This window comes from Faecalibacterium sp. I3-3-89 (genome assembly GCF_023347275.1).
Classification (GTDB): domain Bacteria; phylum Bacillota; class Clostridia; order Oscillospirales; family Ruminococcaceae; genus Faecalibacterium; species Faecalibacterium butyricigenerans.
In genome coordinates this window covers 1,251,037-1,264,613 of record NZ_CP094468.1, presented here as the reverse complement: position 1 = coordinate 1,264,613, position 13,577 = coordinate 1,251,037, and the positions used below count along the sequence as shown (strand labels likewise).

Sequence of the window (13,577 nt, the reverse complement as noted above, 5' to 3'; positions counted from 1 at the left end):
AATATGCTTTTCAATGAAGACACCTTTGAACAAGCCATAATCGAATTGTTTGAGAACATGGACTACACCCATATCTATGCTCCCGATATGAACCGGACTGATTACAGTCGCCCTTTGTTGGATGATGTTTTGCGAGATTGTCTGGTGCGGTTGAATTGCGGTTTGCCGGCTGTGGCGATTGATGAGGCAATCTTGAAACTGAATGATTTTGATGCAGGAAGTCTATTGCAGAAGAATATTGTTTTTATGGACTACCTGCAAAACGGTATCACGGTCAAATATGCAGTCAAGGGTGAGGAACGGTCTTCGGTAGTAAAGCTAATTGATTATTCGGATGCAGACAAAAATGATTTCTATGTGGTAAACCAATATACCTTCGTAGAAAACGGAAACAACCGCCGTCCGGATATTATTCTGTTTATCAACGGATTGCCGCTGGTTTTGATGGAGTTAAAGAGCCCTTCCAAGGACGAAGTGGGCGCAGAAAACGCATATAACCAGATTCGGAACTATATGAAGGACATTCCTTCGATGTTCTATTATAATGCAATCTGCGTAATCAGTGACCTTTCGACCAACAAGGCGGGAACAGTCACTTCTGGACTTGACCGTTTTATGGAGTGGAAAACAAAGGATGGCGATTACGAAAATACGGCGTATGCGCAGTTTGACACATTCTATGAGGGAATGTTCCAGAAAGCACGATTGCTGGATATTCTGAAAAATTTTATCCTGTTTTTCGGTGATGGGCAAAAGCTGATTAAGATTTTGGCTGGATACCACCAGTATTTTGCGGTGCGAAAAGCTATTGAAAAGGCCAAAATTGCCACCAAAACGGATGGCAAGGGCGGTGTGTTCTGGCATACGCAGGGCAGTGGAAAATCGCTGTCGATGGTATTCTATGCCCATTTGCTGCAAGAAGCTCTGAACAGTCCAACTATTGTTGTGATGACTGACCGCATTGACCTTGACGATCAGCTTTACACGCAGTTTGCCAAGTGTGCGCCGTTTTTGCGCCAGATACCTGTACAGGCAACCAGCAAGGAAAATCTGAGCAACCTGCTGGATGGTCGAAAAGCAAATGGCATTATCTTCACCACGATGTTCAAGTTTGAGCGTGGCGAGAAGCCGCTGTCCGAACGGAGAAATATTGTGGTGATGGCGGATGAAGCCCACCGTGGACAGTATGGTTTTGATGAGAAAATTGTCATCAAAGAAAATGAACAGGGTGAAAAAGAAGCACATACGGTCATTGGCAATGCCCGTATCATCCATGATGCCTTGCCAAATGCAACCTACATAGGCTTTACGGGAACGCCGATTTCGGCAAAAGATAGAAATACGCGTGAAGTTTTTGGTGATTATATCGATATTTATGATATGACACAGGCGGTGGAAGATGGCGCAACGCGTCCGGTTTACTATGAGAGCCGCGTTATCAAACTCCACCTTGACCAAAATACGCTGGCCTTGATTGATGCGACCTACGATGCGCTGGAACAGCAATCGGACGCTGCAACGATTGAAAAAAGCAAAAAGATGTTGGGGCAGATGGAGAGTGTGCTGGGGGCAGACTCTACCATTCAATCGCTGTGCGAAGATATTGTCAACCATTACGAAAAGTACCGCGCTAATCTTTTGACGGGCAAGGCGATGATCGTGGCGTATTCGCGCCCGATTGCGATGAAGATTTATCGAAAACTTCTGGAACTGCGCCCGACATGGAACGAAAAAATCGGCGTAGTTATGACGGGTGGCAACAATGACCCGGAGGATTGGAAAGAAATCATCGGTACAAAATCTCACAAAGAAGAACTTGCCCGGAAATTCAAAGACAACGATGACCCGATGAAGATTGCCATTGTTGTGGATATGTGGCTGACAGGTTTTGATGTGCCTTCACTGGCTACGATGTATGTTTACAAGCCAATGCACGGATACAATCTGATGCAGGCCATCGCGCGTGTCAACCGCGTGTTTAAGGACAAAGAGGGCGGCTTGATTGTAGATTACGTTGGCATTGCATCTGCCCTCAAAGCCGCTATGAAGGAGTATACCAAGCGTGACCAGTCCCGATATGGCGATATGGACATTGCCAAAGTTGCTTATCCAAAGTTTCAGGAAAAGCTTCAGGTGTGCAAAGATTTGTTGCACGGCTTTGATTTCAGCGGATTTATTGGTGGTTCTCCGTTGATGATGGCAAAGCTGGTCACTGGCGGCGTAAACTTTGTTCTGGACGCAAAAGCACCCAAGCGCAAAGATCTGTTCCTGCGAGAAGCTCTGTTGCTGAAACAGTCGCATTCGCTGTGTTCCAGCATGACCACGGAGCAGGAGCGACATGAAGCGGCCTATATGGAAGCAGTCCGTTCTACGGTGGTGAAGATCACCTATGGTGGGAGTGGCGGCAAGACACTTTCTTTGAAAGAAATCAATGCTCAAATCAATGAACTGCTGAAAGCAAGTATCCAGAGTCAAGGTGTTATCAGTTTGTTTGACAGTAAGAAGGCAGATGAAAATATCAGCCTGTTTGACCCGGCGGTGTTGGATGAAATTTCAAAAATGAAGGAAAAGAACATTGCCGTAGAAATTTTGAAAAAACTTATGGCAGAGCAAGTTTCACTGTATAAACGGACAAATGTTGTGCAGTCTCAGAAGTTTTCAGAAAAGATTACACAGTTGATGAACTCTTACTACAATGGCTTGATTACAAACGAGGAGGTCATCAAGGAACTTCTGAAAACGGCACAGGAGATTACAGAACTGTATAACAACGGTAAAAAGCTGGGCTTGACGCAGGAAGAACTGGCTTTTTACGATGCTCTGACAAAGCCGGAAAACATCAAGGATTTCTACCAAAACAATGAACTGATTGACTTAACCAGAGAACTTACGGAAATGCTGCGCAAAAATCGGACAATAGACTGGCAGAAAAAAGAAACTGCTCGTGCGAGTATGCGTAAGATGGTGAAGCACCTTCTGAAAAAGTATAAGTATCCACCGGAAGATTATGATACGGCAATCAGCACGGTCATTAGCCAGTGTGAGATGTGGACGGACAATATGACGATTTGAGGAGGAAGAGTAAAAAATGACATTAGAGCAAATTGAGTCCATCTTTAATAAGCTCCAAGAAGGAAGTTCCTTAAGCCTTCAACTCCTCAAAATTAAGGTGTCGGCAAAAAATAAAACAAGTTATTCTACTTGTAAGGTCAATCTTTCACCAGAGGGAAGACTGACTCATTTTGTTGGTGAAATTTCTGATCATTACAAAAAAGAATTTAAGAAATATCATACCGTAAAAGAATATGATGGGAGTGCTGATGCACAAACAATTTATGAGCTACCAGCGGAAAATGTATTGATTTGTGATGAATTTAAAACACTTCAAGAAGCGATATCGAAACCAGATGTGGAAATTAATCCTTTGAAATTTTCCGCATCGGCTCAGCTAATCAAAGAAACCCTAAGTATAAATGGAGAAGATTATCGTATTAAACTTTTTTCAATGCAAAATCCGATTACAACATTGCGGCATAAATTTTGGGAATCGAGTGGCACATTTAGCGAAATCGATAACAAAGTACTTTCACTCAGAACCAACTTGGATATTATAATAATAGACGATACAGCTTATATGCTATCCATGGCAGGAGAAAAACTTTTTAATATAGAAAGAGCATATAAGGGAATCTGTTTGCAAAAAGTTGCAGCAGTAGAAAAAATGCGCATTGTGACAGATTTTGAGTTGTTTAGGACATGTGCATCAAGTGGCCATAATCCGAGAAGATTTGTGGCTTTTAATGACGAGCATTTAAAAAAGTTAGAAAATTCGGATGATAGAAGACGTTTGGCCGAAAAGTTTGGTCTTCCGTTGCTTGAAGGAAAATTCGACACAACACAAAACGGTGTTTCTGAAAAGCTTGTTAAACTGCTATGTAATAAAGGTATGGTTGACCCATTTGATGATCTTCCGATGGAAGTGTCCAGTCCTCGAAAGTGGGAGTGAATAGAGTGTCAAAACTTTTTACAAGCGCATTGTTTTTCATATCATTTGCGCCATTATGGTTGTCTGTTATTTTTGTTGACACTGTGAGCCTTTTAGAAGATACTCAGTCATCAGGTATAGAGAAGATAGGCATTTCAACAATACTAGTTGTCTTTTCAATATCTCTTGTTTTCGTGTTAAAAAAACTTCGAGTAGAAGCAAACTCTGAAGCTGAAAGATATACAATACTTACTGTTACCGAAGAAAAAACGGTGACATCAGAATTTTTACTTTCATATATTTTACCATTGTTTGCATTTGACTTCACACAATGGAAAAGCGTTGCGTTGTTTTTGATATTTTTTCTCACACTTGGTTTTTTGTGTGTTAAGCACGAAACATTTACAGTAAATATTGTGTTAGAGGTGTTTGGCTATCAATTTTATAGATGTGATTTGGAGGATGAAGATGGAAACGGTATCACATGGATGATTATTAGCAGAACAGACCTAAAAGGATGTGTTGGAGACAGTGTGTACCTTAGACCGTTGAATAATGAGTGCCGGTTGAATGCTTCAACTCGATGAGATATAAATCTGAAAAATTAGGTGTTGACTTTTAAATCTTTTCCATGTAAAATTTAATTAAAGAATACTATTATTGAAAAAGTGAAAGGCTACTTTATGGGAAAGATGATTTTAGATGACCTCCGCAAGCGTCTGGAACGTCTGGACGAAGACGCAGACCTGATGATCGACAATAACGACCGCTATCAGATGGTGATTGTAGGTGGCAGTGCGTTTATTTTGTTGGGCAAGCTGACCCGCGCTACTCATGACATTGATGCCTTGAGTGTTCCGAAAGAACTGTACAGTTTGCTTGGCAAGTACGACATCAACACCGATGTGGAAGCCTACATCGACAATTTCCCATATAACTTCCAAGACCGGCTTCAGCCGCTACCCTTTGGTGGTACAAAGGTGCAGTTCTACACACCCAGTCTGGAAGATTTGGTGATTGCAAAGCTGTGCTCTTTCCGGGACACCGACAAAGCAGACGTAGAGAGCGAGGCCGTGCGGAACTCTTTGGACTGGGATTTGCTGGAACACCTTGCAACGGATGAAGATGAACTGAAAGCCAGCATCTTGAACGACTGGCGGTATCGGGATTTTTATATCCGTTATCAGGAGTATGTGGAGAGGTGGAGACCATGCGAAAGCTGACATTTGAGGGTTTCTTGAAGCAGTATGTGGCAGAGCTTTCCGGGGTGCAGACGGCTAGTATTCATAAGCTGGCAGATTGTCTGAGCGAGAATCCCCGCCTGAAAGAACCGTTGTTTCTCTATGCTTTGGCCTTTGATAAAGTAGAACTGCTGCTCCGCTACACCGCAAACAGTACGATTGCTGCGGAATATGAGCAACTTTCTAATCTCTATTCGCTGGAGCAAATGCTGGTGCTTCTTGAAAAGCAATCATCAGAACTGCCGGAAGGCTATTTGAAGGTTTGGCGCAGCTATTGCTCGGTGCGGGATACCTCTCTTGCGGACAATGATACGAAAGCGTTGATCCATCGCCGGGTATTGGAACTTCAGCAGAAAAAGAAACTGACGAATTATCGTCTCTACACAGACTTGAAGCTGAATCCCGGCAATGTGAATGCATGGCTCAAACATAACGATTCCAGCAAAATGAGCCTCGACTGTGCGCGCCAGATCTACAAGTATGCAAAAAGCTACCCATCTGTTCGATAAAAAAGGAAGTGAGTCTATGACCGCCGTAATCTATGCCCGCTATTCATCGGATAACCAGCGCGAAGAATCTATCGAAGGCCAGATTCGGGAATGCACAGATTATGCGGAAAAGAACGGCATTACGGTCATCAAGCACTACATTGACCGTGCATTCTCTGCCAAAACGGACAATCGCCCGGAGTTCCAGCAGATGATCAAAGACAGCGGCAAAAAGCTGTTTGATGTTGTTCTCGTCTGGAAATTTGACCGCTTTGCCCGGAATCGTTTTGATAGCGCAAACTATAAGATGATCCTGAAAAAGAACGGTGTCCACCTGATTTCCGTTATGGAACCCATTGCCGAGGGTTCACAGGGCATTCTGGTGGAAACCCTCCTGGAAGGTATGGCGGAATACTATTCGGCAGAGCTGTCCGAAAAGGTGATTCGTGGCCAGACGGAGAATGCTTTGAAGGGAAAGTGTACTGGCGGTACGGGAACCATCGGCTATAAAATCGACGATGACAAGTTCTATCATCTTGACCCGCTGACCGCTCCGTTGGTACTGGAAGCCTTTCAGCGGTATGACAACGGCGATAAGATGGTGGAAATCGTAAACTTCCTCAACGACAAGGGTGTCCGCAATATGCTGGGCGGCAAAATGACCCACAGCAGCGTGAACACCATGCTGAAGAACCGCCGGTACATTGGCGAACTGTCTTTCTGGGATATCGTTGTGCCGGATGCAATTCCGGTTATTGTTCCGAAAGACCTGTTTGACCGGGTGCAGAAGCGTCTGGATAAGAACAAGCGTGCCCCTGCCTGTGGCAAGGCAGACGAGGAATATCTGCTGACCACCAAGCTGTTCTGCGGCAAATGCGGTGTGCTGATGTTCGGTGAAAGCGGAACCAGTGCCACCGGACGCGCCTACTATTATTATAAATGCGCCAACGTCAAGCGGCGCAAGGGCTGCAACAAAAAGACCGTGCAGAAGGACTGGCTGGAAGATCTGGTCGTCCGGGAGACCATGAAGCTGATTCAGGACGATGTGGTGATCGACAAGATCGTTCAACTGGTCATGGATGTCCAGAATCAGGAGAACACAACGATCCCTCTGCTGATTACGTTCAACTACAAGGATGGCACCCAAACCGTCCGTTTTGAGGACACTTTGACCGCTGATGGGGTGGAAGGAAAAAGTTCGGATTTGTCCAGCTCTGCTGGACCATAGATCCAACGATTTCACGTTAGAAATCGTTGGATTTTTTTGTTTGTGGGCTGACCTCATTTGATTTTGACCACAATTTTGACCACAATGCCAAAGATTTTATCTGGTCAATCGCAGGGGCAAGTGGGCTTTTTTGACGCAACATCATCTGCTGCGATATGCGAGCCAGCGTTGATGCCAACAATTTGAAAAGCTGGCTCGCGATAATTAGTGCTGTTCCGTCCAATTTTCAGGCCGAAACCGCCTTGCTGAACAACTGGATCGCACTCTGCCGAATGGATTCCTGAACATGGAGATAATGCTCAGTCATCTCGGTGTCGGCGTGACCTACGATGCTCTGGATGGTCTGAATATCCACGCCCAATGCCTGCATACCACAGTTTTCGCAAAACTGCCAGCCTTCAAGGTGATCTTTCAGTCGATCCTTTATGTCAGCCGACCTCCGTCAACGAAGATGGGTGGCGATGCCGCAGCTTGGATGGGAGAGACGGTAGAAAATGTCCCGCTGGAGGCTCTTTCATCAGCCAATCCGGTTCTATCATCAGCCGATGAACCTATGCAAAGGGGTGCGGATGAGCACAACCAGCGACTTTGCAGCCTGCAGGTTTTGCTAATAAAAACCTTGAACCGAAACAACTCATGTGTGTACGCCTCCTATCAAATTTTTGTGTAATTCTATATAGCTTTTGGGGAATGTGCTGATTATATCCTAAAAATTTGTATACTTCAATACGTTAAAGAAAGTTTGGAGAACCATTCAAAGAAATGCTCTAAACAAAAGCTGAATGCAGTTATTTTGACATAGCAACGCTACTTATATAGAGCGAAGCACTACTTGTAAATAGTGGTGTCAGGAATTGAGATTTTGTGATACCAAAAAAGACACCCTCGCTTTTGATAGTAATCTCATGCAGGGATGTCCATATCTCAATGCGAAGGTGTCTTAATAACGAGGGTCAGATGCCACGGAACGTAAAGGTGAACTCCACAGGCTTGGTTACATCAGGAATATACTCCGGGTGGACATTGGCACCCCAGCTGTCATCACCGCCGACGCCCATCTGCTCGCCGATGGCACGGATGACCGTGTAATGGACCGGGGGCAGCTCGTAGGGGTGCTTGGCACTCTCCATTTCATGGGGAGTGTAGGGCAGCGCAGAGAAGAACATGGGCTTTGCGGCATCTGCGGTAAACAGCAGCCCGCGACCCTTGCGGTCCACTACCTTTGCCCAGCGCACAGCGGTCTTTGCGCCACACTCCTGCGGCACAAGGTACTGTGCCATGTTGTCTGCGACCTTGTTCTGGTAAATGCCCAGCTTTGCACCATGCTGACGATCCCAGTAGGTCTCCGCAGGACCGTTTCCGTACCACTCCACCGTGTCGTAGTCAGCGTCGATCTTGAACAGTACGCCGAACTCCGGCATTGCTGCAAGTCCTTCCACCGGGTCATAGTGCAGGGTGGTCTGGATGCGGCCATCACCGAACACACGGTACTGCAGGCTGCACTCTGCTGCGGGGCTGGTCTGGAGGTTATAGAGATAGGTCACGACAACGCTGTCGGCTTCCACCTCGCAGGTGGGGTTCTGGAGGATGGTGCCGCCATGAACAGACGGAATCTCCTTGCCGATGCCCTTGGCGGTAGCGTACAGGCTTGCCAGCTTCCACTGACCGCGAACGCCGCCCATGTTGTTGCCGCAGTCGTTGTCGGTGGGAGCGCGCCAGAAGTTGGGACGGGGAATCTCCTGAATCATCTCCTTGCCAGCATAGCGGTAGGAAGTCAGACCACCGTTCAGATCGGAGAACAAAACATCGAAATTCTCACCACGGACACCGATGTTGTGTGTACCGTGCGTAACGGTAAACGGCGTGACCTTCTTGCTGGGAATGGAATGGACCACAGCGATCACACCCTGTCCAAAGGCGACTTCATGGCCCTTCTTTGCCCAGCTGGTGTCCTCCTTCAAACGGAAGCTGATGGTCACTGCATATTCACCGGGGAGCGCAGGAACTATAAACGGCAGCGGGAAGCTGGAACGCTCTTCGGGAGCAACATCAATATTGGTCAGTTCCTGCTGCTGATACAGCTTTCCATCACGATGCAGCAGTGCAACGCAGTCGAAAGCATCCGTAGAGGTGAACAGGTTCTTATTCCAGACTTCGAAGCCAGAGTTGTCGATGGAAATGGCGATGTTCTGATAGCAGAACTTGACCTCCTGCATCTTGGGAGAAGGAGCACGGTCACCACCGTAGGCAATGCCGTTTCCGCTGAAATTATAGTCGGTAGGACGCTCGCCGAAATCGCCGCCGTAGGCTTGGAACCACTTGCCGTAGCGGTCTTTTTTCCAGATGGACTGGTCGATGTAATCCCAGATAAAGCCGCCCTGATAGCCGCAGTCCTTCTGGTCGGCAAGTTCCGTGTACTTGTGCAAAGCACCGTTGGAGTTGCCCATAGCATGAGAGTATTCGCACTCGATATAAGGCCGCTTATCGCCCTGTGCCAGATACTCTTTAATGTCCTTCACAGTGCTGTACATATGGCTCTCAATATCGGTGGTTTCGAGGAAGCGGGGATCATTGACCACACCTTCGTAATGCACCAGACGGGTGTCATCAAAGCGGCGGACCATCTCTGCCATCTGGAGCAGGGTCTCACCGCCAAACGATTCGTTGCCCAGAGACCAGATCAGAACAGCAGGATGGTTTTTGTCACGCTGGTAAGTGGAATTCATGCGGTCAAACAAGACGGCTTTCCACTCCGGCTTATCATTGGGCAAAACGCCCTCGATGCCGCGAATGCCCGCCTGATGGATGTCCCATGTGCCATGGGATTCCAGATTATTCTCTGCGATCAGATACAGACCATACTCGTCGCACAGGTCGTACAGTGCATCCTGATTCTGGTAATGGCTGGTGCGGATGGCATTGATGTTGTTCTGCTTCATGGTGATGATATCCCGAAGCAGTTCCTCATGGGTGTGTACGCCCATAGCACGACCCGTAATGGAGCTGAACTCATGACGGTTAGCACCCTTGAACACGATGCGCTTGCCGTTGAGCAGCATCCGATTGTTCTTCAACTCGAACTTGCGGAAACCGACTTTCTGCCCAGTCACCTCTACCAGATGGCCTGCATCGTCCAGCAGCTCGATTTCCAGTTCATACAGAGCCGGGTTTTCTGCACTCCACAGGTAGGGGTTCTCCACCGCATGGCTGAACAGAGCAGAGCCGCCGTTCAGTGCGATTTTTTCGGAGAACACTTCCAGTTCACTGCGGCGCAGGGTCAGACGGGCTGCGCCCTTACCCTCCACCTGCAGTGCAACTTCCAGCGTGGAATGAGTAAAATCATCCCCGGCAAACAGCGTTTTGACAGATACATCTTCCAGATGCACGATGGGGATGGCGTACAGCCACACGCTGCGGAAGATGCCGGAGAAGCGGAAGAAGTCCTGATCTTCGCACCAGCTGGAGGAAGTCCACTTGAACACCTGCACAGCAAGTTTGTTCACGCCCGGCTGGAGATAGGGAGTCAGATCGAATGCGTGTGCGGAGAAGCTGTCCTCGGTGTAACCCACATAAGACCCGTTCAGCCAAAGAGCCATGCCGCTTTCCACACCCTCGAACTCGATGTGGACGGGCTTGCCCTGCATGGATTCCGGCAGCTCGAAGTATTTTACATAGCTTGCCACCGGATTGAACCGCTGCGGGATCTCACCCGGCTGTACTTCTTCACGGCCATCCCACGGATACTGAACATTCGCGTATTGGGGAATGTCGTAGCCCTCCATCTGGATGTGTGCCGGAACATGAATGTCATCCCAGCCGCTGCAATCGTAATCTGTCTTTTCAAAGCTGGGGATGGCACTGGTGTAGTTCTTTGCGTAGGCGAATTTCCAGATACCGTCCAGCTTCAGCGCCAAAGAAGAGGAGCCTGTCCGATATTCTTCGCGGGAAGCGTAAGTACGGAAACTTGCATGAGCATTCAGCACGTTTTCCTTGAAAAAGGTGGGGTCTTTTACTTTTGCAAAATCAAATGTAGCCATAGTATTTCCTCATTTACCTTTTATAATTTTATAATATTTCTCCAGCCTCCCCGGAGGAATCGCTGGATTCCTCCGGGGAACAGCAGATGAAGGAGAAATGATAATGGCTTCTTATCAGGCTGCTGCACGCAGCTTTTCATTTGCTTCTTCGACCTTCATACGAGAGAGAATGAAGGTGATGATGGCATCCAGAGCAAACGGAATCACAAGATACATGATCTTCAGCATCGAGATGCAGGATTCGGGCTGGATAGCCAGCGCACTATCGAAATGGCTTGCTGCCAGCAGCCAGCCGGTGATGGCAGTACCCAGACCGCCGCCCAGCTTCACACCGAGAGAAGTGCAGGAGTACATCGTGCCATCCACGCGCTTATGCTTCGTCAGCCAAGTGTACTCGGAGCAGGCTGCGATCACGGCGTTCATGTCGCCCTGCCAAGGACCCTGACCAAGAGCTGCGATTGCAGTAAAGAGCAGCATCAAGGTCACATTGCCGCTGCCCATGTAACCTGCCACAGCGACCAGTGCACGGGCAACGGTTGCCAGAGTATAGCTCATGACGTTCAGCTTGTACATTCCGCTCCATTTGGCAACCAGCGTCGGGGTGAATACCAGAGCGATGATCAGAGGAATATTGACTGCCCAAGAGAACACGCCAAACAGATTCTGGTTGCCGAGAATGTAGGTTGCATAGTAGGTGCCCATGCTGATCATGGCACCGTAGATCTGCTGCAAAATGTAGGTGACGCAAATCATCATATAATATTTGTTACCAGCAAGCAGCTTTGCAGCCTGAACCAGATTGTACTTTTCGTCCTGTTCGATTTCCTTTTTGTCGGTGGTATCCACCAATTCGCCTTCCGGCAGTTCCTTCACGGAGAAAACGGAGAGGGTGTTGACAAGCAGACCGATGATGGCGTAGATGATTGCAACAGTGCGCCAACCGGCAGCACCACCGCCCAATGCCGTAACAGCACCCAGCGTGATGGACTGGATGAGCAGGCTGGTGGCAAAGGCGAACATGAAACGCCAAGAACCCATCTCGACCTGTTCGGCACTGTTCTTCGTGACGAGAGCAGTCAGTGCAGAGTAAGCAATGTTGTTGGCAGTGTAGAATACAGCGTTCAGCAGAGTATATGCGATCAGGAACCATGCGTACTGTGCAAACTGCCCCAGATTGGTCGGGATGGCGAAAATTGCCACCAGCGTAATGGCACAGCCAATGTAGCCGTACAGCATCCAAGGACGGGCTTTGCCCATCTTAGAATGCGTTTTGTCGATCAAAGAACCGAAGAAAATGTCCGTCACACCGTCCAGCAGTTTGGAAACTGCAATCAGAGTGCCGACAATACCGGGGTTCAGGCCAACGGTGTTGGTCAGATAGATCATGACGAAGGAGGACAGGAATGCATACACCACGTTGCCTGCAATATCGCCTGAACCATAGCCGACTTTATTATACCACTTTAGATAACGCTTCTCAGTCATTGTGCTTTCTCCCATCTTGCTTGTTTTATGTGGGCGCGCCCAATCTGCTGCGCACTTCAGACTGGAATTCTCATTACGCAAGTTGCCCAAATCTCTTGCGTTTCGTCTGAAAATATTATAGAATCTAATGGAACAAAAAGATATGGACAAGATGGAACAAAATATGCACAAAATCAAAGAGTTTGTAATTTTTTGATAGAACATTTCTCAAATCACTGTAAAATCTCTGAAGATGAGGAGGACGCAGGGATGTATTTCAACTCAGGATATTTGAACAACTCCCGTTTGGATTTCAAAGACTACTCAAAGCCGCTGGTCGTAGGCAGCTGCGGCACTTATCGCTTGAAAAAACGCCCTAAGCTACCTACTTTTTGGGCAAAGGGTCGCAGAGACTATCAAATCCTCTATGTGGCATCTGGTAAAGCACACTTCTGGTTCGATGGTGTTGAGGAAGTGGTGACTTCTGGACACATGGTGCTTTATCAGCCGAAAGAAATCCAGAAGTATGTCTACTATGTAGAAGATCATCCAGAGGTGTTCTGGATTCACTTTACAGGATATGATGTCAAAAACATCCTGAACTATCACGGAATACCCTTGGACAAGCACGTTTTTTACAGCGGCACACTGCCGGACTACAAAATGCTGTTCCGAAAGATCATCCGGGAACTGCAACAATGCGAATATGGCTATGAAGACTATATTGCTTCTCTCTTCAACATCATTCTGCTTTTAGTAAGCAGGCAACAGCAGGAAAGCGAGAAAACAACTACAAGCATCCCCGAAGAAATCGAAGCCGCCGCTGCCTACTTTAACGAGAATTATAATACAAAGGTCAGTGTGGACGATTACGCAGAATCGCTGCATATCAGTACGAACTGGTTTATCCGTAATTTTAAGCAGTACATGAAAATAAGCCCTGCACAATACATCCTGTCCCTTCGGATGGTAAATGCACAAAGCTTATTGGAGAACACCGAATACAATATTGGAGAAATTGCAGAGATCGTAGGGTATGATAACCCACTCTATTTTAGCCGGGTATTCAAGAAAGAGTATGGTGTCAGTCCGGCACAGTACCGAAAGAATCTGGAAGAATCGACTGAAAAATGA

Annotated in this window: 9 protein-coding genes and 1 pseudogene; 8 read left to right on the top strand and 2 right to left on the bottom strand. The window is 47.2% G+C overall.

The window, feature by feature from the left end:
* The first annotated feature begins 3 nt into the window (after positions 1-3).
* The 7 genes and pseudogenes from MTP38_RS05800 to MTP38_RS13680 all read left to right on the top strand — a co-directional run bounded on the left by MTP38_RS05800 (position 4) and on the right by MTP38_RS13680 (position 7,612).
* Positions 4-3,072, top strand: a complete 3,069-nt coding sequence (locus MTP38_RS05800; protein WP_249234549.1) for a type I restriction endonuclease subunit R — start codon at positions 4-6, stop codon at positions 3,070-3,072.
* A 16-nt stretch (positions 3,073-3,088) separates the two neighbouring features.
* Positions 3,089-4,006, top strand: a complete 918-nt coding sequence (locus tag MTP38_RS05795) for a Kiwa anti-phage protein KwaB-like domain-containing protein (protein ID WP_005927024.1) — start codon at positions 3,089-3,091, stop codon at positions 4,004-4,006.
* A gap of 5 nt (positions 4,007-4,011) precedes the next feature.
* The gene (locus MTP38_RS05790; protein ID WP_080545325.1) at positions 4,012-4,572 is read left to right on the top strand and encodes a hypothetical protein; all 561 of its coding nucleotides are present in this window, start codon (positions 4,012-4,014) and stop codon (positions 4,570-4,572) included.
* Positions 4,573-4,668: 96 nt separating this feature from the next.
* Complete coding sequence (locus tag MTP38_RS05785) at positions 4,669-5,208, top strand: DUF6036 family nucleotidyltransferase (RefSeq protein ID WP_005927020.1); 540 nt, start codon at positions 4,669-4,671, stop codon at positions 5,206-5,208.
* A complete protein-coding gene (locus MTP38_RS05780) occupies positions 5,196-5,735 on the top strand; it encodes a hypothetical protein (RefSeq protein WP_005927017.1) in 540 nt (179 codons plus the stop codon). The genes MTP38_RS05785 and MTP38_RS05780 overlap by 13 nt, the downstream gene beginning before the upstream one ends.
* Positions 5,736-5,751: 16 nt before the next feature.
* Positions 5,752-6,831, top strand: a pseudogene (locus tag MTP38_RS05775) (recombinase family protein); the annotation flags it as partial.
* A 397-nt stretch (positions 6,832-7,228) separates the two neighbouring features.
* Positions 7,229-7,612: a hypothetical protein gene (locus MTP38_RS13680; protein WP_330221128.1), complete on the top strand. Its 384-nt coding sequence runs from the start codon at positions 7,229-7,231 to the stop codon at positions 7,610-7,612.
* A 283-nt stretch (positions 7,613-7,895) separates the two neighbouring features.
* Here MTP38_RS13680 and MTP38_RS05765 read toward each other — a convergent pair whose 3' ends face one another.
* On the bottom strand, positions 7,896-10,979 hold the full coding sequence (locus MTP38_RS05765) for a glycoside hydrolase family 2 TIM barrel-domain containing protein (protein WP_249234547.1): 3,084 nt from the start codon (positions 10,977-10,979) through the stop codon (positions 7,896-7,898).
* A gap of 114 nt (positions 10,980-11,093) precedes the next feature.
* Entirely contained in the window at positions 11,094-12,464 is a 1,371-nt protein-coding gene (locus tag MTP38_RS05760; protein WP_249234546.1) for an MFS transporter, read from the bottom strand.
* Positions 12,465-12,713: 249 nt separating this feature from the next.
* Here MTP38_RS05760 and MTP38_RS05755 point away from each other — a divergent pair, with 249 nt between their 5' ends.
* Positions 12,714-13,577 (top strand): helix-turn-helix domain-containing protein, encoded by an 864-nt coding sequence (locus MTP38_RS05755; protein ID WP_249234545.1) that lies wholly within the window; start codon positions 12,714-12,716, stop codon positions 13,575-13,577.